General features: G+C 50.4%; 22 protein-coding genes and 1 pseudogene. 1 reads left to right on the top strand and 22 read right to left on the bottom strand.

What is annotated here, in order from left to right; genetic code table 11:
* Positions 1-159: 159 nt before the first annotated feature.
* The 15 genes and pseudogenes from dinG to AC3Y23_RS04065 all read right to left on the bottom strand — a co-directional run bounded on the left by dinG (position 160) and on the right by AC3Y23_RS04065 (position 13,720).
* Complete coding sequence (dinG, locus tag AC3Y23_RS04135) at positions 160-3,018, bottom strand: ATP-dependent DNA helicase DinG (RefSeq protein WP_379195961.1); 2,859 nt, start codon at positions 3,016-3,018, stop codon at positions 160-162.
* Between the two features lie 117 nt (positions 3,019-3,135).
* Positions 3,136-3,777: a tetratricopeptide repeat protein gene (locus AC3Y23_RS04130; protein WP_379195959.1), complete on the bottom strand. Its 642-nt coding sequence runs from the start codon at positions 3,775-3,777 to the stop codon at positions 3,136-3,138.
* Between the two features lie 117 nt (positions 3,778-3,894).
* On the bottom strand, positions 3,895-4,278 hold the full coding sequence (gene panD, locus AC3Y23_RS04125) for an aspartate 1-decarboxylase (protein WP_379195957.1): 384 nt from the start codon (positions 4,276-4,278) through the stop codon (positions 3,895-3,897).
* Entirely contained in the window at positions 4,271-5,161 is an 891-nt protein-coding gene (panC, locus tag AC3Y23_RS04120) for a pantoate--beta-alanine ligase (protein WP_379195955.1), read from the bottom strand. Before panC ends, panD begins: the two co-directional genes overlap by 8 nt.
* Before the next feature lies 1 nt (position 5,162).
* Positions 5,163-6,029 carry a 3-methyl-2-oxobutanoate hydroxymethyltransferase gene (gene panB / locus AC3Y23_RS04115; RefSeq protein WP_379195953.1) on the bottom strand — a complete coding sequence of 289 codons (867 nt, stop codon included), beginning with the start codon at positions 6,027-6,029 and terminating at the stop codon, positions 5,163-5,165.
* A gap of 312 nt (positions 6,030-6,341) precedes the next feature.
* Positions 6,342-7,142: a biotin--[acetyl-CoA-carboxylase] ligase gene (locus tag AC3Y23_RS04110; protein ID WP_379195951.1), complete on the bottom strand. Its 801-nt coding sequence runs from the start codon at positions 7,140-7,142 to the stop codon at positions 6,342-6,344.
* The gene (locus tag AC3Y23_RS04105; protein ID WP_379197086.1) at positions 7,129-7,632 is read right to left on the bottom strand and encodes an HD domain-containing protein; all 504 of its coding nucleotides are present in this window, start codon (positions 7,630-7,632) and stop codon (positions 7,129-7,131) included. Before AC3Y23_RS04105 ends, AC3Y23_RS04110 begins: the two co-directional genes overlap by 14 nt.
* Before the next feature lie 147 nt (positions 7,633-7,779).
* Positions 7,780-8,550 (bottom strand): annotated as a pseudogene (locus AC3Y23_RS04100) (CCA tRNA nucleotidyltransferase); the annotation flags it as partial.
* Positions 8,551-8,612: 62 nt separating this feature from the next.
* Positions 8,613-9,785, bottom strand: coding sequence for an N-acetyl-alpha-D-glucosaminyl L-malate synthase BshA (bshA, locus tag AC3Y23_RS04095; protein ID WP_379195949.1), 1,173 nt, complete (start codon positions 9,783-9,785; stop codon positions 8,613-8,615).
* A 51-nt stretch (positions 9,786-9,836) separates the two neighbouring features.
* Positions 9,837-10,814 (bottom strand): alpha/beta hydrolase, encoded by a 978-nt coding sequence (locus AC3Y23_RS04090; protein ID WP_379195947.1) that lies wholly within the window; start codon positions 10,812-10,814, stop codon positions 9,837-9,839.
* Entirely contained in the window at positions 10,811-11,530 is a 720-nt protein-coding gene (gene bshB1, locus AC3Y23_RS04085; protein WP_379195945.1) for a bacillithiol biosynthesis deacetylase BshB1, read from the bottom strand. The genes AC3Y23_RS04090 and bshB1 overlap by 4 nt, the downstream gene beginning before the upstream one ends.
* Positions 11,527-11,949 (bottom strand): methylglyoxal synthase, encoded by a 423-nt coding sequence (gene mgsA / locus AC3Y23_RS04080; RefSeq protein WP_379195943.1) that lies wholly within the window; start codon positions 11,947-11,949, stop codon positions 11,527-11,529. The genes bshB1 and mgsA overlap by 4 nt, the downstream gene beginning before the upstream one ends.
* Positions 11,950-11,966: 17 nt before the next feature.
* On the bottom strand, positions 11,967-12,773 hold the full coding sequence (dapB, locus tag AC3Y23_RS04075; RefSeq protein WP_379195941.1) for a 4-hydroxy-tetrahydrodipicolinate reductase: 807 nt from the start codon (positions 12,771-12,773) through the stop codon (positions 11,967-11,969).
* A 34-nt stretch (positions 12,774-12,807) separates the two neighbouring features.
* Positions 12,808-13,329 carry a tetratricopeptide repeat protein gene (locus AC3Y23_RS04070; protein ID WP_379195939.1) on the bottom strand — a complete coding sequence of 174 codons (522 nt, stop codon included), beginning with the start codon at positions 13,327-13,329 and terminating at the stop codon, positions 12,808-12,810.
* A 61-nt stretch (positions 13,330-13,390) separates the two neighbouring features.
* Complete coding sequence (locus tag AC3Y23_RS04065) at positions 13,391-13,720, bottom strand: nucleotide pyrophosphohydrolase (protein ID WP_066363194.1); 330 nt, start codon at positions 13,718-13,720, stop codon at positions 13,391-13,393.
* A gap of 178 nt (positions 13,721-13,898) precedes the next feature.
* On the opposite strand from AC3Y23_RS04065, the gene AC3Y23_RS04060 reads away from it, so the two are divergent.
* On the top strand, positions 13,899-14,768 hold the full coding sequence (locus tag AC3Y23_RS04060; RefSeq protein WP_379195937.1) for a YitT family protein: 870 nt from the start codon (positions 13,899-13,901) through the stop codon (positions 14,766-14,768).
* 1,409 nt (positions 14,769-16,177) lie between these two features.
* Here the strand turns inward: AC3Y23_RS04060 and AC3Y23_RS04055 are convergent.
* The 7 genes from AC3Y23_RS04055 to AC3Y23_RS04025 form a co-directional block, all read right to left on the bottom strand.
* Positions 16,178-17,077: a sporulation protein YpjB gene (locus AC3Y23_RS04055; RefSeq protein ID WP_379195935.1), complete on the bottom strand. Its 900-nt coding sequence runs from the start codon at positions 17,075-17,077 to the stop codon at positions 16,178-16,180.
* A 105-nt stretch (positions 17,078-17,182) separates the two neighbouring features.
* Positions 17,183-17,800, bottom strand: coding sequence for a DUF1405 domain-containing protein (locus AC3Y23_RS04050; protein ID WP_379195933.1), 618 nt, complete (start codon positions 17,798-17,800; stop codon positions 17,183-17,185).
* Between the two features lie 186 nt (positions 17,801-17,986).
* Entirely contained in the window at positions 17,987-18,859 is an 873-nt protein-coding gene (locus tag AC3Y23_RS04045) for a menaquinol-cytochrome c reductase cytochrome b/c subunit (RefSeq protein WP_379195931.1), read from the bottom strand.
* Between the two features lie 67 nt (positions 18,860-18,926).
* Complete coding sequence (gene qcrB / locus AC3Y23_RS04040) at positions 18,927-19,598, bottom strand: menaquinol-cytochrome c reductase cytochrome b subunit (protein ID WP_038594453.1); 672 nt, start codon at positions 19,596-19,598, stop codon at positions 18,927-18,929.
* 6 nt (positions 19,599-19,604) lie between these two features.
* On the bottom strand, positions 19,605-20,159 hold the full coding sequence (locus AC3Y23_RS04035) for a Rieske (2Fe-2S) protein (RefSeq protein WP_379195929.1): 555 nt from the start codon (positions 20,157-20,159) through the stop codon (positions 19,605-19,607).
* 284 nt (positions 20,160-20,443) lie between these two features.
* Positions 20,444-20,863 carry a DUF2487 family protein gene (locus AC3Y23_RS04030; RefSeq protein ID WP_379195927.1) on the bottom strand — a complete coding sequence of 140 codons (420 nt, stop codon included), beginning with the start codon at positions 20,861-20,863 and terminating at the stop codon, positions 20,444-20,446.
* 242 nt (positions 20,864-21,105) lie between these two features.
* Positions 21,106-21,285, bottom strand: a complete 180-nt coding sequence (locus tag AC3Y23_RS04025; RefSeq protein ID WP_379195925.1) for an IDEAL domain-containing protein — start codon at positions 21,283-21,285, stop codon at positions 21,106-21,108.
* Positions 21,286-21,299: the final 14 nt, after the last annotated feature.

The following is a 21,299-nucleotide window of genomic DNA, read 5'->3' as shown; positions in this document are numbered from 1 at the left end:
GTCCATTCATCCCTTATACCATCCTTCTTGAACCAATGGAAAATAACCTGGTCTCCCCAACGAACAGCATTTTCTCGCCCTATATTTTCCGAATGATGGTAAATATAGATTAATCCGATTGTTGAAAAATAACGCATTATAGACTGAATGAAAGAGGCATTAAATGCCTCCTTCCTCCAGCCATTCTGCAATTCGGGGAACCATCTGCTCAGTCTTCATATGCTCCATCTTGGGACCAGGCAGCGAATACAGAAAATATTTACCGTAATAGGACTCAATAACCCTGGTATCATAAACAATAACGATTCCCCGGTCTTGTGCCGTCCGAACGAGACGACCGAAGCCCTGCTTGAAGCGGATGACCGCCTGCGGCACGGAGAGCTTCATGAACGGGTTCTTCTTCTGCGCTTGAAGCAGTTCAGCCTTGGCCTCCGCCAGCGGATGATTCGGCGGCTGAAACGGCAGCCTGACGATGGCCAGGCAAGTTAACGCATCGCCGGGAATGTCTACGCCTTCCCAGAAGCTGCTTGTACCAAGCAGCACTGCAGCGCTGCTGTCCTGAAATCGACGGATCAGCTTGCTGCGGCTTCCGCCCTCCACTCCCTGCCCCAGTACGCTGATATCCTGTGAAGCCAGAGCTTCCTTCAGGGGATCATAGACCTGGCGCAGCATGCGGTAAGAGGTGAACAGCACCAGCATTCGTCCGCGTGTGGTCACCGCTGCCTCCGCGAGAGATTGCACCAGCGTGTCCACAAAGCGTGCATCGCCTATGCTGCCCTTAACGCTCGGGAAGTCGCGCGGAATGACCAGCAGGGCCTGTTCACGGTACTTGAACGGCGAGGGCAGCAGAGAGGTCATCAGGCGTCCCTGCTCCGCTGCCTCACCGAGCCCCAGATTGTCAATCATGAATTGAAATGATTTATCGACCGACAAGGTGGCTGAGGTCAGCACAATGCTGTTCTTCTTATCGAAGAACAGCTCCTTGAGCTGGGCGCTGACATCGACAGGCACCGCATAGAGCTGCAGGGACTTGCTGCGATAATTGCTGCTGGCTTCCAGCCAGTACACAACATTCACGTCGTTCAGACTCATAAAGAAGCGAACCTGTTCACGAATGGCACTCAGATCCTTGAAGAGACCGCCGAGATCGGTTACCAGACTGTCCGAGCTGGACTGACCGTCCTGTTCGCGCATCTCGCTCAGCATCTTCTCTCCTTTGCGGATGACATCACTGAGGCTCAGGTGCATTGTATTCTCCAGCGCCGCCAGCTCTTCCCAGTCCTTCGGCTTGCTTCCCGGCAAGAGACGAAGCACCAGCTGTCCTGCCTCCCCTGCGGCCGCATCACTGCGCTCCGGCAGAAGAGTGTACAGCTTCTCACTCAGGACGTCCCATGTCTCCTTCACCGTAAGCAAGTCCGGATATAGCCTGTCAATGATGCTGCTCCATTCCGAAGCCTGCTCGCTACCCGCAGTTTGCAGGATTTGACGCAGAGCTGGCAGCTGTCCATTACGGCTGTCCTTGTAGAGCCTACCAAGAGTATGTGACACCGTAAAATGCTTCATGTGCATCCCGAGATGCTTTCCGGCTACATCCTCCAGATGGTGGGCCTCATCGATGACCAGATGCTCATAGGCTGGCAGCAGTTGATGTCCAGCTTTGACATCCGCGAACAGCTTGGAATGGTTCGTAATGACTACGTCCGCTATGCCGGCTTCATGCTTAGCCCGGTGGTAATAACACTTACGGAACCAAGGGCAGGATCGGCCCAGGCAAGAATCGGTATCGCTCGCTACCGTCTCCCAGAAATCTCCGCCGCGTCCACCGAGGTTCAATTCCTCGTCATCCCCGGATTCGCTCTGCGCCAGCCACACAATCATCTGTGCGGCAATGATGGCATCTTCCCTCGGATTGGCAAAGTCCCTTTTATTTATTTTATGTTCAAACTTGCGCAGACACAAATAATGCCCTCTTCCTTTGAAGATAGCAGCCTTGAACGGAAATGGAACAACTTCGGTCAGCAGCGGAATATCGCGCTCCCGTAATTGGTCTTGCAAATTAATGGTATGAGTGCTGACCATGACCTTCTGACTGCTACGAACGCTCTGATAAATTGCCGGGAGCAGATAACCCAGCGACTTACCGGTTCCCGTCCCTGCTTCAATCAGCAGGTGCTTGTCCTCAGAAAGTGCGGTTATAACCTCGTTAAACATAATATCCTGGGCTTCCCGGCTCTCATAATGGGGCAATCTGTCCTTGAGCCGTTGTCTTACTTCATCCATATAATCGGAAAAAGATAATGAATGCAGCGGATTAACCCCATGCTCGTCTCGCGGAGGCTCAAGCTCTGTCCAGTCGCCTACCTTAAGGGCAAGCTGTCGATAAAAAGTTAAATCACTTTCCGGCTGAAAAGTCTCCATCTCCCGCTCCCGCAGCAGCCCATCGAAAAACCAACCGAGATCGCTGTCTTCAGCGGCGAACAACTCACTTAGCCGTTGTATCGTTAGCAGCGGCAGGCTGTACAGCTCCTCCAGACATTGAAGCAGTACTAGTGCAGTAGCCAAGGCATCGCTATCGGCCTGATGCGGCCGTTCATGCGTAATGCCGAAATGGTTGCTGACGGCCCCCAGCTGATAAGTCGTCAGCGAAGGAAAGCAAATTTTCAGAAAATCGATCGTATCCAGAATCCGGCCTTGAAATGGCAAATATCCGCATCGATCCAAAGCATTTTGTAAAAAATGGAAGTCGAAGGCGACATTATGCCCTACCAGGACCACATCGTCCAGTAAAGGCACAAGCTCCATCATCATCTCATCCAGCTCAGGCGCATCCGCCACGTCACTGTCGGTTATACCTGTCAAGCCCGTAATAAAAGGAGGAATCGGCGCTCCGGGCTTGACAAAGGAACCATATACCCGGGAAATGGACCGGTCTTCTTCTATAATGGCAAGACCCACCTGGATGATTTCACCCACTGATTGGGTTCCCGTTGTTTCAAAATCAAGCACGGCAAATTTCATTGTAAGTTCTATTCCCTTTCACTTGAGACTCTTAATCAGCATAACAGAAGTTGCGAAAAAAGGCGATGCACCCCGCTGTCAACAGCGGAGGCATCGCTTCTGTGGCAAGACTGATCGTTATAAAAGCGAAACAAGCTGGCTGCCATACTGGAGTTGTCCCCCACGCTTACGACACACTTCCAGATTCACAGTCGGTTCCGGCAAAGCCGGATCATGCTGGAGAGACAGTCCGAACAATTCCTGCGCTTCTGGGAAACGCTCCTGAGTCGCCCGGATACAGCCCATGGCATTATAGATCATGGCCTTGAGCTTGCGTTCCCGCACGAGATTCAGCATATGATTCAGATGAACCCATGCGGCTTCGCCTTCGCCCTCCTGCAGATAGGCCATGGCGAGATACAGCCGAGCAGCGAGACTGTCCGGGTACTCCTGAACAACGTGCTTAAACTGTTCAATGCACTGCCTATACATCAGCAGCTTGTAATAGCCCTGACCTCTGGCAAAGGACTCCATAGACAGCTCTGGAGCTTCCTGCGCGGTCGCAGGCTCCAGGGGTTCATCCGGTAGTTCCATGTTGTCACGGAAATGGCTGAGCTTCTCCGCAAAGACCAGCCATTCATCCATAACATGGTCGCTGATTCTGTGCAGCAGATTGTACTTGCATAAAAGCTCTTCCCGGCGGGCACCCTGCGCTTTAGGGTAGTCTGTGACGACCTCCTGTAGCATCTGGTTCATTTCAGCAAATAAATGTTGAAACATGACTTCATCCCACCCTTACTGAAAATGGTATCAGTTCAGTTCAGCTTGCCTGACTTCATTTTTCGCAAGGTAAGGGCCTTTCATGCCTGCCATTGATTACATGCCCGTAAGAATCGGTTAGACGATGGTCGCGTGGATCTCATGATCGGCGAGTTTGACCGGCTTGTTCAGTTCATCTACAAAAACTACGGTCGGTTTATGGTTCTTAAGCTCCTCTTGAGATAACATCGCATAGGAAATAATAATTACCGTATCGCCAGGGTGCACCAGTCTGGCTGCCGCACCATTGAGACAAATCACTCCACTACCGCGCGGACCGGGAATGACATAAGTCTCCAGACGGGACCCGTTGTTGTTGTCCACGATCTGCACTTTTTCATTCTCCAGCAAGTCTGCGGCTTCCATCAAATCCTCATCAATGGTAATGCTGCCCACGTAATTCAAATTGGCTTCTGTCACCGTTGCGCGGTGAATTTTGGATTTCATCATATGTCTAAACAAGTGCAGCTACCTCCTTCGGAGTAAACACAATATTGTCGATCAGGCGGGTTTTGCCGAACTTAACGGCCAGTGCCATAATGATCTCACCATCAGCCTGTGCCAAAATGAAATCGCCAGCCAGTGGCTCAAGGTCTGGAAAGGTTAGAATTTCCGCGTAATCTATTACGGCTAGTGGTGAAGAAGAGATGATCGATGTCAGTAATTGCCGGATTTCCTCGGCGGTCTTGACTGATCCCTCTTCTACGGCTTCACGAGCCGTACGCAGGGAACGTGACAACACAAGTGCCTGAAGTCGTTCTTCCTCCGACAAATACACATTGCGGGAACTGAGCGCCAAACCATCGGCTTCGCGAACGATAGGACAGGCCACAATTTCCACATTCATATTCAGGTCAGATACCATTTGGCGGAGCACAGCGACTTGCTGGGCATCCTTTAGACCGAAAAAGGCATAGTCGGGCTGTACCATATTAAAAAGCTTGGAAACCACGGTAGTCACTCCGTCAAAGTGCCCCGGGCGCGAAGCCCCGCACAGTACATTCGTCAACGAAGAGACGGACACCCCAGTCCGAATAGGTCGTGGATACATCTCCTCCACAGAAGGGATAAATACGATATCGGCACCTTCCCGCTCCGCAAGCTCCAGATCCCGGGCTTCGTCACGGGGATAGGAAGCAAAATCCTCATTCGGGCCAAACTGTAGTGGATTGACAAAAATGCTCATGACCACTGTACCAGACATTTCCACCGCCCGGCGCAGCAGGCTGGCATGTCCGTCATGCAAGTAACCCATGGTTGGGACAAAGCCAATCGGCGTATGACCGCCGCCCCGCATATATTCCAGCGCTTCGCGCAATTGTTCTACTGTTCTGACCACTCTCATCTTATTTCGCTCCTTTTGACGCGGTGCCGTACAGTGATTCTAGAACCGTCTCATCCGCTTTGAAAACATGGCTCTCATCAGGGAAGGCGCGCTGCTTGACTTCCTGTACATATTGAGTGATCCCGTCGCGGATTTGTGTTCCGATATCGGCATAGGTTTTGACAAAACGTTTCTCCCGATAAGGGGAGGCATAGCGCAGTACATCATGGTATACCAAAACCTGTCCGTCCGTATAACGTCCAGCTCCGATTCCGATGGTTGGAATGCTGAGTGCCCGCGAAATGGCCTCTGCCACTTCCTCTGTCACAAGTTCCAGCACTACCGCGAAAGCACCCGCAGCCTCTAGTGCCTTGGCCTCCGCCATCAACCGCTGTGCGTCCGCCGGGTCCTTACCCTGAATCCGGTAACCGCCAATGGTATTGACAGACTGCGGAGTCAAGCCGATATGTCCAAGGACAGGCACACCTGCAGCTACAATTTGCTTAACAGTCTCGCAGATCTCGATGCCGCCCTCCACTTTGACTGCATGGGCACGTCCCTCTTGCATCAGTCTGCGGACACCGCGGAGAGTCTCATCAATACTGCCGTGATATGTCATGAAGGGCATATCTGCCACGATGAACGTATTGTGCGCTCCCCGGACCACGGAACGTGTGTGGTATACCATATCATCCAAAGTGACCGGAAGGGTCGTATCATAACCCAACACCACATTGCCTAGCGAATCGCCTACAAGGATAATGTCGATGTCGGCCTCTTCGGCCAGAGTGGCTGAAGGATAATCATATGCAGTTATCATAGTAAGCGGAATACCGTCCGCCTTCATTTTTTTCATTTTCACAATGTTCAGTGCCTGTTTGTCTGCCATTGCTCCTCATTCCCCTTTTCCTGAGTAGATAACGCGTAAATGCGCAAATAAAAAACCCTTTAGCATTAGTCCGCTAAAAAGGTCCGAAGGGCAAAAAAGAGTCACTCGCGATCGTCCCTTCTGTCTCGGTCCTTACGGCTCAGAGCAGAATCCAACGTAACCGTTCATTACAGTTATGAAGCTGAATCCAAGAAAAACATGATGTATTTCGGAGTGCAGTTCGCCTAAGTTCCGATACCGCCTCTGTCCATAGTATATCAAATGATTGCCGCAAATACACGAAGAAAATGTGACAAGTCATGGTACAAACTCTCAGATTAACTCGATTTCGCCAGAGGATACGCTATGGATTTGCCCTGACCGATCCATCAGCAGTAAGCCACCATTATCGTCCAACCCTGTCGCAAGACCTTCCATTCGCCCTTGCGGGGTATTTCGGGCTACTTGACGACCCAGCGTCACGGACATTGCTTCCCATAACCGGGCAACGGGAGAAAAGCCGTGTTCCAGATAAAAGGCGTATAGACTATCCAGTTCGGTCAATACAGCTCCCGCAAGTACAGAACGGTCAACTGCAGCGCCTCCCCGTTCAATCAGCAGCGAAGTGCCCACTCCGTTCAGAAAATCCGGGTAATCCTCTTCCGTAAGATTAACGGAAATGCCAATACCGGCAATGCAGTAGGCCAACTCATTCTCATAGCAGCAAGACTCCAGCAGAATCCCGCATACTTTGCGATCTCCGGCGAGTAGATCATTTGGCCATTTGATCCCGACATCCACTCCGGATATGCGCCGGATGGCCCGGCAGACCGCTACACCCGCCATCAGCGTAAGCTGGGGGGTAGACAACAGCGGAAGGTTCGGCCGAAGCACCACGCTCATCCAGATGCCCTTGCCGAGCGGGGAATGCCATTTCTTGCCCTGTCGTCCTCGGCCACCCGTCTGTTCCTCTGCAAAGACGGTGGTGCCTTCGGGAGCGCCATTCTCGGCGAGCTTCTTGGCTTCCTCCTGGGTTGACTCTACAGTCGTTAGCATATGTACCTGTCCGCCCCAACGGGAAGCCGAAGCTTCCTGTTGTAATTCGGACAGCGATAACCATTCAATCTCGCTCATGTCCTACCATCCTTTTTGCTTCCAATAACAAATCTTCTGGGTGATTGCGCAGGTCACCGGATGCTACTGCATGAAGAAGGTCTTGCAGCAGCGTCCCTACCCATGGCCCTGGCCGTTGCTCCAAGGCCGCGGCCAGATCGTTGCCGGTCACTGTGAGACCGGCAAGTGCCTGCACCGGCATCTGCGCCATCCACTGGCGCGCGATTGCCGGGAAGTTCTCCAGCTGCTGATGCACAGATTGCCCCGGAGTGCTGACAATCGACTGGTGTGCGGTTGCTGGGGAGTTCTCCAGCCGTTGCTGAGCGGCTGGAGTGATCTCTTGGCCTTCCCCACTACGGGGAAGGCTAGGGGCGGTGGCAGCATCCGCAGGCGCTGCCACAAGCGGGGCGGCGTGCGCTGCGCCGCCACCCGGCGCGCTCCCCGCAGCAGCAGGGAGCGCCTCCAGCAGCGCCAGCCAGCCCTCGGCGGCGGCGCTGCCATGGGCCAGCACGGCGGCGATCCAGCGCCGCCGCAGGGCCTCCTCAGCGCCCGGGGCTCCCGCGGGCGCTGCCGCAAGGGCAGCGGTCCAAGCTTCGCGGACCCGCAGCACCCCGGCGACGGCGGTACGCGTCGCCCCCGGGAACGTCCATGCCCGCAGCAGCGTGTCGGCCTCTTTGGCCGATACGCCCAGGGCATGCAGGAGCAGCGCCCACCGCAGATGGGCGCCCTCCAGTACCCCGATCCCGGCCGTCAAGGCGGCAGCAGCCGCCAGCTCGGCATCGGTCCAGGGGAACGGGGCCTTGCCGCGCGGCAATAGCCCGCTGCGTGCCAGCATGCCCAGGCCGCGCAGGGGATGCGGCCCCTCTACGATGCGCTCCAGCTCTGCGCGGAGCCGCTCCACAGCAATATGCGTCAGCTTATCCCGCTGGCGCAGCAGCCCGCGCCATGTATTCTTGGCGACGGAGAAATCCAGCACGGACGCGAAACGCACACAGCGCAGCATCCGCAGCGCATCCTCTGCGAAGCGCTCCTCCGCGTCCCCTACACATCTTACGGTCCGGCGTCCGACATCCTCTGCACCGCCAAAAGGATCCGTCAATGCGCCATCTGCTCCGCAGCAGATAGCATTCATCGTAAAGTCACGGCGCCGCAAGTCTTCCTTTACATCCCGGACAAAAACGACCTGTTCCGGGCGGCGATGATCGGCATAGCCGCTTTCCGTCCGGTAGGTCGTCACCTCATAAGCATAGCCGCCTTCAAGAACAGTTACAGTTCCATGCTGAAGCCCTGTAGGGACTGTCCGCGGAAATAGCGCCACCACTTCCTGCGGGAGTGCCGAGGTGGTGATATCCATATCATGGACCGGACGGCCCATCAGCTCATCACGGACACAGCCTCCGACCCAAAATGCTTCATGGCCATTCTCCATCAGCTTGTCTATCACATTTCCCGCAGCTTCCGCCATGTCGGCAGGCGCCATCTTCCATTCCATTAGAAGCTCCTAATTCCCGAACCACAACCCAGTTCCGGCACCTTGCGGTCTAGCACCCGGTAATAAATGGATTCATATTGATCCGTGATCGTATTATTGCAGAAATCTTCGCACGCGCGGTGCAGACAGGCTTCCCTGAATTCCTCAATCATGACTTCATTGGACAACAGCTTGATAGCATATTCTGCCATAGTCTTCGTATCGCCAATCGGGGCTAAAAAGCCTGTTTTGCCATGCTGAATCAATTCCGGTATGCCTCCAGCCTCGGAACCAATGGTCGGAACGCCACAAGCCATCGCCTCTAGCGCGACAAGACCAAAGCTCTCCTTCTCGGAAGGGAGCAGCAATAGATCCGCCAAAGAGATGACTTGGGCAATCTCATCCTGTTTTCCGAGGAAACGCACCTTGTCGTCAAGCCCCATCTCGCTGATTTTAGCCTGAATCTTCGGCAGATCCGGCCCTTCGCCGACCAGCAGGAGCTTGGCAGGAATTTTCTGGCTAACCCGAGCGAAAACATCCACTACATCTCCGACACGTTTGACTGGACGGAAGTTAGAGATGTGCATGAGAATTTTCTCATCAGGTTTGGCAAAATCCCCGCGCAAATCCGTTACATCTCGCGGATAGTAGACACGCTTGTCTACAAAGTTGTAAGTAAGATCAATATCACGTGTGATATCAAGAACCCGGCGTGTTTCTTTGATCAAGTCCTGCGACACAGCTGTGACTGCATCACTTTCGTTAATGCCGAGCCTGATCAAATCCTTCAGCGACTCATCCTGACCTAGCACCGTAATGTCCGTACCATGCAGTGTCGTTACGACCTTCATATCATTATTCAGCATCTGCTTGGCGAGAAATGCACAGACAGCATGTGGAACTGCGTAATGGACATGCAGAATATCCAGATTTTGCATTTTGGCAACCTGAGCCATCTTATTGGCGAGCGCCAGATCATAAGGCGGATAACGGAACACATAATAATCGTTTACCTCTACCTCATGGTAAAATATATTCTTCTGAAACGTTCCGAGCCGGAACGGGATACTGTGAGTGATAAAGTGGACCTCATGGCCTTTTTCAGCCAGCAGCTTGCCCAGTTCAGTTGCCACTACGCCCGAGCCGCCCAGAGACGGATAACAAGTAATACCTATCTTTAACAACCGATCCATCTTGCCGTCCCCTTCTTGTCTAATGTTTGGTAACTTCTTTATATATAATTGTTACTCGTTCTCTAACGCTTGCAAGAAAGCAAGCACCGCTTCTTTCATTTGCTCCATACCTGGAGATTCGAGCGGGAAATGTCCGGCTCCCTCCAACATCACACATCTTTTACTAACTCCAAGCTTATTAAAAAAAGGTTCGCTAAGTGAAACGGGGGTCATTCGATCCTCCTGTGGATGAACCAAGAGGACCGGACAGACCTCAAAATGCTCAGGCTTGACTGACAGCTTCATATCCAGAAAGGTTCGCAGCAGGCGTAATGGGATCTTGGTGCCTGCCGCCCCTGAATCATTCATAATCAGTTGGTTTAACTCGTTATTATTAGAAATGAAATGCATGCGCGAAACATGGTTCACAGATATTTTCAAGGAATCCAATACCATTGGAAATGCATCCATCATAGATTTGCCGAACCGGCTGATCAACTTATTGGGAGCCAATTGATCACGAACCTCACTCCGGCTAGTGTCGACAAATGTAGTTGCCATCAAACCTTTAACATTCTTGTTGTGTTCAGCCGCATGATAGGCAAGCATACCACCAATGCTGCTGCCGAGAAGAACAACCGGTCGTCCATCCCGCTTCAGCTCCCGGTCAATCAAATCCGAAATCAGCTGGATCCAGAGCTGGTAGTCAATGGATTGAAAAGAATACGCACGGCTTAGTCCGTAAGGCGGCAGGTCTGGTGACACAACTTCGTAGCCGCTGTTCTGCAGCATTTTGGCATAAGGCGCAAGCATCCTGCCATTACCGCCTGCCCCATGAACTGAAATGATCTTCAGTTTGGAGCTTGTCACCGGCATACGATCTATATGAATACTTCCCTTGTCCCATTCCCACCATTCCTCCGACGGGAGATCCCCTGCTCTAAGCTGAATCTCTTCAGGAAAGAACTTCTGGTATTGCCGCCAATATAAATCACTTTCATTATAAGATGGCGGCAATTCCCCTTGAAGTTCCCTGTCGCGCCTCGTCACGATGACTGCGGCGAACCATTCCCGGCCGTGAACATTTCCACCGTATAAGGGACTTTTGTCGCAAACCCTTCCGCATAAGGAATGAGTCTGCGCTGCCCAAGCAGCATGTCTCTCGACCGGACACGTTCGATATAACCTTCCGTCAGGGGAGTGGATACGGCATCCTCTCCTTCTGGCTTGGTGAACTGGGAGCGGTAGCAGGATAACGCCTGCTCCTTCACTCCGTATTGTTCTGTTACATCAACGATCAAATCCGTCCGGCCCAGATCATTGATGAAATAAAAATACAGCTGCGGCGCAGCGACTGCCGGCTTGTCCGGCATATATTTGCGTAGCTTGGCGTTGAAAACCGCTTCTTCTACAAGCTTGGAGCAGGCAATATGATCGGGATGGCGGTCTTCCCAGTACGGCGCGAACACAATATCAGGAGCGTACTTGCGAATCTCAGCGGTTACCGCTGCCAGATGTTCTTCTGTAATATGAAGACCTCTGTCGGGCAGCCCCAGATTGCTCCGGACGGTAACACCAAGCACATCGGCCGCTTGCTGCGCTTCGATCTTGCGAAGCTCAACTGTACCGTTGGAGGACATTTCCGCTGCAGTCAGATCGCACAGCCCTACCTTCAGGCCAGCTGCTGTATGCTTGGCAATCGTTCCCCCCATACCGATTTCAGCATCGTCTGCATGAGCACCGAATACGAGTATATCCAGTTTCATTCGTCTACACCCGGTTTATATTTATGTACCAGCTCACGCCAGGCAAAATCCCCCCGGTCAATCGCTTTGACCAGAATTTCTGCGGTAGCGATATTCGTAGCCACTGGTATGCCGTATACATCACAAAGACGGAGCAGCGCCGTAATATCCGGTTCATGCGGCTGCGCCATCAGTGGGTCGCGCAAGAAAATAATGAGATCCAGTTCATCCTGGGCCACCATGGCCCCTATTTGCTGGTCTCCTCCGAGAGGGCCACTCATGTAGCGGTGAATGACTAGCTCTGTGACATCCATAATCCGCTGTCCGGTAGTTCCCGTAGAAAACAATTCATGCCCTTTAAAAACATGCTCATACGCCGTCACAAAGTTAACCATCTCATCCTTTTTGCGATCATGCGCAATAAATGCGATTCTCATCATGGTGTACTCTCTCCCGTCTAATCTATAAAATGCTCAAATCCGTAGATCATGCCTGTATATTCCATTACCTTCTGGATACCGATTTTGACCCCCGGCATATAACCCGCACGTTCATAGGAATCATGACGGATTTTCAAGGATTGCCCGAAATCGCCGAAGATCACTTCTTCCTGGGCGAAAATGCCCGGCAGACGAACGCTGTGAATACGGAATCCGTTATAGTAGCCGCCGCGTGAGCCTTCAATGGTCTCTTCTTCCAGTGGATTACCCTGACGATGCTCTTGTCTCACTTCAGAAATCATCTCGGCTGTTTTGATGGCAGTACCCGATGGCGCATCCAGCTTCTGGTCTCCATGGTACTCGATAATCTCGAGATTAGGGAAGTACTTGGAGGCCTGAGCCGCAAATTTCATGAGCAGAATGGCTCCGATAGAGAAGTTCGGCGCGATCAAACCGCCGATCCCTTGCTCCTTACACTGCTTGTCCAGCTCGGCGATTTGTTCCGGAGTAAAACCGGTTGTACCGATCACAGGACGAACCCCGTATTTAACAGCCAGCGCAGTATGCGGATAAGCTGCTTTGGGATTCGTAAAGTCTACAAGCACATCTGCGTTGCTACTGGCAAGCGCAGACTCCAGGTCACTCACCACTACGATGCCAGTATCCTGCAAGCCAACCAGACGGCCTGCATCGCTTTCAGCTGAGGACCGGTCTACTGCTGCGGCCAATTCCAGTTCTTCATCCTGAAGAACCAGCTTCAATACTTCCTTACCCATTCTACCGCCTGCACCTGCTACAATTACTCTGATTTTCTTACTGCTCATATCAAATTCATCCTCGCTTTCGCTGGTTCTGTAGTTATTGCATATAAGTCTGCAATGATTTCTGTAGGTCCTTCATCAATTGCCGTAGTCCGGCATCATCCGGATGCAAGGAAATAACTTCTTTCAAGGCGGAGATCGCCTGTACATGCTCATTCATCCGGCTATGCGCAATGGCCAGCCATACATAAGCGTCACCATATAGTGGATCCAGTGTGACTGCTTCTTTTAATAATGTAATGGGGTGATACGGGTTGAGAGTACCTGCCTCTTCATCTTCCAGCAATCGTTTGGCTTCGTTAACAAGCCTCATCGCCTGCAAATGCTGCAGGTGGAGATTATATTCCGGCTTGCTGCTGTCCAGCTTCACTGCGGCAAGGGCATGCTCGACCGCTTTATCCAATCTTCCGCTGCGCGCATAAGTAATGGAACAGCGGTATCGAACCTCCGCATCGCAAGGACTGGCGGCAATCGCCTTCTCGAAGCAGGATACGGCCTCCGCAAAATCGCTACGCAAAATGGCACGGTAAGCATCTTTGATATAATCAGTATTACTCATGTATGCACCATCCTCACGGCTTCAAGTGCCGATCGTTTGGTACAGCATATGAAACATTCGCCTAATCGGTGTTTTTCTTGGTCCAACGGTCGGCATCACGCGTATTGAACTTATGCATGACTTTGTCATGTGCCTCCGTGAGATCAATGCCGAGTGAATTGGCAAAACAAATGGTGATAAACAAAATGTCCCCGAGCTCTAGCTCGATAGAATTATCTGCCTCATCTGCCTTCTTCGGCTTCTCGCCGAATTGGTGGTTCACCTCGCGGGCCAGTTCGCCGACTTCCTCGGACATACGAGCCAGCATCGCCAGCGGGCTGAAGTAACCTTCCTTAAATTGCGAGATATATGCATCTACTTCACGCTGAATCTCATTAAGACTTTTTTCCATAAAATGTTCCTTCGCCCCCTGTTGCATCTTGCCTATTGTTTGCCCCTATGTTATCGTAAAGACGTTTTGAAGACAAATCTTTTTTAATGATTTTTAAGGAACCGATAAAAAAGGCATACTTATTAAAGACAAGTGAAAGACCAGAAAAATGCCCTATAGCGGGCTAACGAGGGATTATATGAATTCATCCAAATTGTTTGCGATTACAAAAACAGTAGCGCCAATCATGCTGGGAAGTGCTATCTATGCCTTCGGGCTGCTGTATTTTATCATTCCGAACCAACTGATGGAGGGCGGTGTTGCAGGGATTACCATCCTGCTTAACTATGCCTTTAGCATCCCTATCTTCCTCACCACACTGCTGATTAATCTGCCGCTCTTTCTAATGGGCTGGAAGGTGCTCGGCGGGCGCCAGATCGCTTATACCGGGGTCGGTATTGGTTCTCTGATTTTATTTCTATGGTTGTTCGAGAAATTGATCGATCTGGGCTGGATCAACCCGTTCAGCACTGAGCATGATTTTATTCTCGCTTCATTATATGCAGGGGTGACCCTCGGTCTTGGCCTGGGTATCGTATTTCGCTTTGGAGGCACCACTGGCGGTGTCGATATCGTAGCACGAATCATCGGGCGCAAATTTGGCTGGAGCATGGGACAGGTTATCCTTACCACAGATGTCATCATTATTGGTGCTTCTCTTCTATACATTTCACGGGAAAAGATTCTGTACACCCTCGTGGCCGTATTCATTGCCTCCCGGGTCATTGATTTCATTCAGGAAGGCGCATATGCGGCCAAAGCCTTCACGATCATCAGCGACGAAGCCCCAAAGATCGCCGATCTCATTAGTGAGGAGCTGGAGCGAGGCGTGACCTTGATTCCCGCCATCGGCGCTTATTCCAAACAGGCCAAATACATGGTCTATTGCGTAGTATCCCGCCAGGAAATCCGCAGACTCAGTCAATTGGTCAAATCCGTTGATCCGCGCGCCTTCGTCATTATCAACGATGTCCATGATGTGCAAGGTGAAGGATTCCGAGAGACTTAGAAAGCTGATAAACTTAATCATCTGCCAGGAATTGATGTTAATTAATATTGATTAATATTGATTAATATTGATTAATGTTGATTATATTGATTACTATTGATTTATGTTACTGATATAGTTTGACGTTACTTAATATTGATTGGCGTTAATAGGTGTAGACTGATGTTAATTGATGTTACTGATATAGTTTAACGCTACTTAATATTGATTGGCGTTAATAGGTGTAGACTGATGTTAATTGATGTTACTGATATAGTTTAACGTTACTTAATATTGATTGGCGTTAATAGGTGTAGACTGATGTTAATTGAAGTTGTTGATATTGATTGTTAGCATTGTTCTGTTACATAAAGAGGACTGTACTAATGGCAGTCATCTGATAAAAACATGCAAAAGGTCGCTGTTCGGTTGCGAGAAGCAATCAGACCGGCGGCTTTTTAAGTTGAAAAGTTATGAGAGATATCTACACTAGATCCGCACCACAGCCCCACCATCAACACCGACGTTTGTGAATAAATACAAAATCACACTTCAGCAATCTTTTATTAACCATTTAAGGACTGACTTCTAATACCTAACCTCTAACCTCTAACTCTAACCTCTAACTCTAACCTCTAACTCTAACCTCTAACTCCTAAACCTCTAACCCCTGAACCTCTAACTCCTAAACCTCTAACCTCTACCCCCTAACCGCTGACTCTTCACCCTTTACTCTTAAATTCTAGACTTCTAACTTCTAGCGCATACTCTCCAGCGAGTCTCTATCACACTTTTTCCGGTCCATAATCCAGCCATTCCACGGTGTCGAAGGCATCTGAAATTGGAAATAAGTGCAATATTGCACCTTAATTTTCTCTCCAGCATATCATTTCAATGATTAAGTGCATTTCTGCACCTTAATTTCTTCGAGATTCGCTAAATAAGGCTTTTCAGCAACATTTAAGATACATTTTTGCCACTAAATCCCTCTAAAACTATATTTCCAACAAATTAAGGTACAAAATTGCGCTTAGTTCCCTCAGTGTCCCCCGTAGCTAAGTCCAGACAGGAGTGCACGTTGTTCTCTCATTATCTCCTCAGCCCCGCCCAGGAACGACCCCACCATAAGATGCCCTTTCTCACTGTAGTCATCCGCACAAAAAACTTTCATGAGCCTTAGCTCACAACCCAGTATAAAAAATGCTGAAATCGTGCATTTACGTAAAAAAAGACCGGCGAACATACCCGCCGATCCTCTACATCCTACTCGTTTGACTCCATCACTGAACCTTGCCAAAGACCTGCGGAGCCTCCTCTGGCGCCATCTTATAACGACTCCCTAATCTCCAGAAGCACCGTCGTCTTATATCGACTCCCTAATCTCCAGAAGCACCGCCCTATCTCCACTCCCAACCCCCAGAAGCACCTCCCTATACCGGTCTCCAATCCTCGCTCTGTCCACGGTATTTGCGATAGCCGACATAGACCAGGGCGGCTAGAATAAATCCGGCTGCTAGCAGTCCCCACGCCCCGTATTCCTCTGGCGCGAGCGGGAGCGACAGGGCAGGTTCATCCTTTTCCTTGCCGAACATTACCCGGACCGCATCTTGGCCGTATGAGATAATCTCCATTAGCCGGGCACGTTCCGGCTTTTGGCTCTGGGACGGCACGCCGGCTGCGTAAGACAGCCAGGAATCGAAGGCATTCACGACCTCTGGCTGACGCGAGATCAGCACCGCCGGACGGATATTATCATACCTGCTCTGTAACCGCTCCAGAGACGTTTTCCAGGCCGTCAAATCACTAGCGGAAGCACTCTGCTCCATAGCATTCAGATCTTCGCGTAGCAGCTTATAGTAATGAAGCCACATCGGCTGGCGAGGATGGTTCAGGCTGTTAGCCGCCAGCCTCAGTCGCGCGGCAGCAGACTCCCAGCGTTCAGGGGATATTTTTACCCCGGCAATGGCAGACTTCAGGTCTATAATTACAGCCGACAGTGCGTTGATGCCTTCCACCGAGGTCAACCCCTCAAATGAAGAGGACACGAAAATCCGCGAGACTTCCTCGGTTAGCTGCCGGACCTTCGCAACATTACCATCCACTACATACCCGTACAGTGCTTCAGCCGTTTGCTCCAGCTGCTGTGCATCACTCCTTGCCCCAAGTACAGCTGAGCCGTCATCAGGCACCCCCGGAACGCTCTGCACTGTACCTCTGCCCGAATCATCCACTCCGGTCCCTAGGGCTGCAGCTCCAGTTCCTCCATACAGCCCGGCCACGAGCCAGCAGAATATCAGACCAATCAACATACAATACCTTCTGCGCGGCATGAGACATCCCTCCTACCCTAAATGTATGGTAGCAGGACAAGGGATAGAACACTGGCAAATGACACCTCAGCAAGAGGTTTGATCACCGCCTTTGGCCAAGCACCGTCAGAGACGGTTTCGTCTACCATGAAACAACCAGGCGGCAGCTGTGCTAAAGATCGTGAGCGCAAAGGTAAAATACATCACCTGCTGTACATGATCTGTAAGCACCGATGGCAACCATGGGAATACGCCATAGGAATAATCCACCGTATCGTTGAACAATGTATAGATCAAGGCCAAGGGCAGCATTTTTCGATACGAGAAGAATCTCGCATATAGCAAGGCCTCTACAGCCATTCCTGTATGAGAAATGACTAACATCCAATCCTTCCAGGTTAGAGAATCCCCAAGATATCCTCCAGCAAAAATAATGCTAACCGCCCAGATCCCATATTTCACCGAAGTAACCACCGCAAGCGCTTCAACAATTCCACGCACAATATTCCCGTTTAGACTTTTCGGCGGATACAACAACAGCAGGAGGGCTATGGTAAAGAATAGGCTAGCCGTTGGGCTATCAGGCACCATTGGGAGCAGCCAAAGTGGATAGTGGTCCACCGTGTATGCCAGCTGGTTGCCGTACCACATATACCCATAAATCGTACCGAGTAGGTTCACAATAAATAAGAGCCAAATTATTCCCCGGTGTTTAAACAATTTCTCAACCCAATGTTGCGACATTCTGACTATTAACCTCCCGACAGCACTTTATGCTAGACCAAGCAGAAACGGCTTTGCCATCCTCTAATGAACGGTACCCGTTTCAACGAAAAATATAAGGATGTTTTATAACTTAGAATATATGAATCCTTATATTTATACAAAAAACCTGACCGCATGCACGATCAGGTTTGCGTTAACTCTATTTTACTGTTGACTTTTTTGTTTCGCAAGCCATCCGGCCAGATCGTCAACATCCTTTTCTGATAGACCTGCATTTGTTGCAGCCTCCAGCATTGGCGGCATACCACCCTGGCCATTCTTAATGATTTTAAGAATCGCTTCCTTGTCATGGGTGTCCCCCACTCCGCGGAGTGAAGGACCCGCTCCGCCCTTCAAATCAGTAGCATGGCAAGATATACAGGTTGCCTGCTTAAAGAGCGCCATGGCCGGGTCATCCTTGTCCACAATCGCAATCTCCTTGGCCTTAACAGCACTGGAGGTAGGCAAGCCCTTGGCTCGGTTCTCCGCCGCTTTTTCCTCACGTTGAACATCCTCCGGAATCTGGCCCGTCTCAGCCATCTCATGCTTGTATTCCGTCCAGGCAGTGTTCGTTAGATACACTATAGCCGCAAGAGACAGAAACATTAGCGAGGAGGCAATCGGACGACGGTAGAAACGCCGCTCTCGGCCTGTATCCAGGAATGGAGCCAGAAGCAACGAGCCGAATGCTACACCGGTCACACCCAGGGTACCGAGAACAATGTAATCTCCGGAAGCATAGGGCAACTTCAAATATTGATAAAGGAAAAGGAAGTACCAGTCAGGGATGGGAATGACTGTCGCGCTTGCATTTGCAGGAAAGCCCAGCGGCGCTGGCTCGGAAATGGTAAGCACCAGAATACCGACTAGTACCACCACGCCGACCATCCACTCTTTTAATAGAAAGTTAGGGATAAAAGCTTCCGATTTACCGGGATAAGCAGTATAGTCAGGCGGCGTTATGAATCCGCTACCCCTGCGTACACGGGAATCACCGACATACACGACCTTTTCTTTGGAGTTATCTCCATGTGCCATCTGTACTCCTCCTTATAAGTGTTGCTCCGCATCACCAGCACCGTTAAGCCACGATCCAGTACTTGTCTTATAGCGGACCGGAGATACCCTGTCTGCGGATCATGATAAAGTGTCCTACAAGCAGAATAAGCAATACCGCCGGAAGGAAGAATACATGAAGTGCAAAGAAGCGGGTCAGCGTTTCTGCGCCGACAATCGTACCTCCCTGCATCAATTCCTTAAGCACAGGTCCCATGACGGGAACCGAATTGGCAATCTCCAGCGTAACCTTGGTGGCGAAATACGCCTTGTTGTCCCATGGCAGCAAATAGCCAGTCAAACCCAGACCCAGCATAACGAAGAAGATCAGCATGCCCACGATCCAGTTCATTTCGCGCGGCGCTTTATAAGAACCGGTGAAGAACACACGCATGGTATGAAGGAACATCATAACGATAACGAGACTTGCGCCCCAGTGGTGCATCCCGCGTACAATTTGTCCGAATGCTACCTTTGTCTGCAAATATTCAACACTGGCATAAGCGTTAATGATATCAGGAACATAGTACATTGTGAGGAACATTCCAGAGAGGATTTGGATCACTGTAATGAAGAACGTAAGTCCGCCAAAACAGTATACGAACGCCGAGAAGTGATGCGCCGGATTGACATGTTCGGGAACTTCGTGGTCAGCCACATCTCTCCAGATCGGCGTAATATCCAAACGTTCATCAATCCAGTTATAGACATTTTTAAACATCGGAATCTACGCCTCCTTGTTAGCTACGGTATTCGGTACAATGTCTCCGAGGTATACCCAGCCGTTATCAATTTTCGTCTTGTATTGATCCAGAGGTTTCGGTGCCACCGCCAGATTCTTGCCTAGCTTGGTATAACGCGCACCGTGGCAAGGGCAATGGTACTCATCCGGGTGGGACTTGTCATTATTCCAGCCAATCGTACATCCCAAATGTTTACAAATTGGTGAAAGCGCATAAATTTCTCCGTGCTCATTCTTACGGATCCAGGCCGTAAGCGTAGCTGTACTGGCATACCATCCGTCTTGCTGCTGAAGCTCAAATGTAAATTCCTGCGGCTCATCCGTGATTTTCGCGGTTTCCACAACCTTGATGAACTCCCCTGCGCCTTTCTTATGTAGTATCGGGTCCGCCGCAAAACGGATCATAGGAAGAATCGCACCCACTCCCATAAAAGCAGTGGCACCGCCGAGCGTGTACGTTAAAAACTGCCTGCGTGACATCTCTTTACGGCTGGGTGGTGGGTCGGGCCAGGTCTCCTGTTGCTCATTATAGCTACTCATATTGCAATATAACCCCCTTTTTCAATATATATGAAAATGTATATCGCCGTAAGATTATGAGGCCGGACCGAATATGGATGCCTATTTTGGAAATAAAAGCGCTTCAGTTATTTTGCTTCTTTATTGCTAAATTCGTTTTCAAGGAATAAGATCACATGTCACATAAGTTCAACCTAATCATAGCCCAGGCTCCAAAACCCGTCAAGAATATTGTCTATTTTGTGACAAGCCGAATAGGGCATAAATCTATAAATTGTTGATTTTTCGTCACATTTAAACCTCTTTTATTTCTGCCACATTGCCTGGATTTTGTCCCTCACAACGCTATTCAGATGTCCTCCTTGAGGCACCTCAATATTAGGCAGGGCAAGAACTAAATCGCTTTCAATAATTTCATGACCAGACAGGTTCACATCCACAGTCAGCACAATCGCATACTGGAAGCCACTGGATTTGACTTTATGACAAAGCTCATTAATTAAACCCTTATAACCAGCACCCATGTACTGCAAAGCGGGATACGTCACAATTCGGCCACGAAATGGAATCTCAACAATGTCCATAAAATCACGCAGTCTTTCAAGCGCCGCAGCTGTCTCAACAGGGCTCTCTGTACCCTGTAAACCGGTGAAAGGAATCAGACAAGTATCATAGAATTCCCCATTTTCTTTCCAGTCTGCGGGGTTAAAATCACTAAATTTCATCCTGTTCCTCTCCTTTGTCGTTATGATAGAACCAAATCGGAATTATACAGGACCTATTATAGTGAACATGTGAGATGATCGTCTACCTTTGATTCTATAAAGCCACCTCAACAGAAATATCAGGACATCCGGCCTATTTAAGCACCTTACGTCCTGATATCCCAAAACAGCCCCACTGGGAGAGGCTGATGCCTTGATTTTTTTCTCAGGTACTTTGCGGGTCCTGAAAATGTATAAGATCCTTAAGCCAGGTTTTTCAGCTCTGCGGTCAGATTCCGGAAAGCAATCTCGTCCCCCGCAGCCAGCGCCGTGTCAATCTCCCGGTACAAGATGTCGGTACGCCGCTTTCGCAGCGCTTCGTCCCACACCATTTCTGCTGCAAGTCCAAGCATCACTTCATAGGTAGCCTTCATTTTGTCCATTCGATACACCTCCG

It is taken from the genome of Paenibacillus sp. MAHUQ-45, from assembly GCF_058133325.1.
This window is presented reverse-complemented; position numbering and strand designations above follow the sequence as displayed.

Excerpts from the sequence above, each read along its gene's own strand:
- dinG (WP_379195961.1), bottom strand. The coding sequence starts at position 3,018 with ATGAAATTTGCCGTGCTTGATTTTGAAACAACGGGAACCCAATCAGTG.
- AC3Y23_RS04130 (WP_379195959.1), bottom strand. The coding sequence starts at position 3,777 with ATGTTTCAACATTTATTTGCTGAAATGAACCAGATGCTACAGGAGGTC.
- panC (WP_379195955.1), bottom strand. The coding sequence starts at position 5,161 with ATGAGAGTGGTCAGAACAGTAGAACAATTGCGCGAAGCGCTGGAATAT.
- panB (WP_379195953.1), bottom strand. The coding sequence starts at position 6,029 with ATGGCAGACAAACAGGCACTGAACATTGTGAAAATGAAAAAAATGAAG.
- AC3Y23_RS04110 (WP_379195951.1), bottom strand. The coding sequence starts at position 7,142 with ATGAGCGAGATTGAATGGTTATCGCTGTCCGAATTACAACAGGAAGCT.
- bshA (WP_379195949.1), bottom strand. The coding sequence starts at position 9,785 with ATGGATCGGTTGTTAAAGATAGGTATTACTTGTTATCCGTCTCTGGGC.
- bshB1 (WP_379195945.1), bottom strand. The coding sequence starts at position 11,530 with ATGAAACTGGATATACTCGTATTCGGTGCTCATGCAGACGATGCTGAA.
- mgsA (WP_379195943.1), bottom strand. The coding sequence starts at position 11,949 with ATGATGAGAATCGCATTTATTGCGCATGATCGCAAAAAGGATGAGATG.
- dapB (WP_379195941.1), bottom strand. The coding sequence starts at position 12,773 with ATGAGCAGTAAGAAAATCAGAGTAATTGTAGCAGGTGCAGGCGGTAGA.
- AC3Y23_RS04070 (WP_379195939.1), bottom strand. The coding sequence starts at position 13,329 with ATGAGTAATACTGATTATATCAAAGATGCTTACCGTGCCATTTTGCGT.
- AC3Y23_RS04065 (WP_066363194.1), bottom strand. The coding sequence starts at position 13,720 with ATGGAAAAAAGTCTTAATGAGATTCAGCGTGAAGTAGATGCATATATC.
- AC3Y23_RS04060 (WP_379195937.1), top strand. The coding sequence starts at position 13,899 with ATGAATTCATCCAAATTGTTTGCGATTACAAAAACAGTAGCGCCAATC.
- AC3Y23_RS04055 (WP_379195935.1), bottom strand. The coding sequence starts at position 17,077 with ATGCCGCGCAGAAGGTATTGTATGTTGATTGGTCTGATATTCTGCTGG.
- AC3Y23_RS04050 (WP_379195933.1), bottom strand. The coding sequence starts at position 17,800 with ATGTCGCAACATTGGGTTGAGAAATTGTTTAAACACCGGGGAATAATT.
- AC3Y23_RS04045 (WP_379195931.1), bottom strand. The coding sequence starts at position 18,859 with ATGGCACATGGAGATAACTCCAAAGAAAAGGTCGTGTATGTCGGTGAT.
- qcrB (WP_038594453.1), bottom strand. The coding sequence starts at position 19,598 with ATGTTTAAAAATGTCTATAACTGGATTGATGAACGTTTGGATATTACG.
- AC3Y23_RS04035 (WP_379195929.1), bottom strand. The coding sequence starts at position 20,159 with ATGAGTAGCTATAATGAGCAACAGGAGACCTGGCCCGACCCACCACCC.
- AC3Y23_RS04030 (WP_379195927.1), bottom strand. The coding sequence starts at position 20,863 with ATGAAATTTAGTGATTTTAACCCCGCAGACTGGAAAGAAAATGGGGAA.
- AC3Y23_RS04025 (WP_379195925.1), bottom strand. The coding sequence starts at position 21,285 with ATGGACAAAATGAAGGCTACCTATGAAGTGATGCTTGGACTTGCAGCA.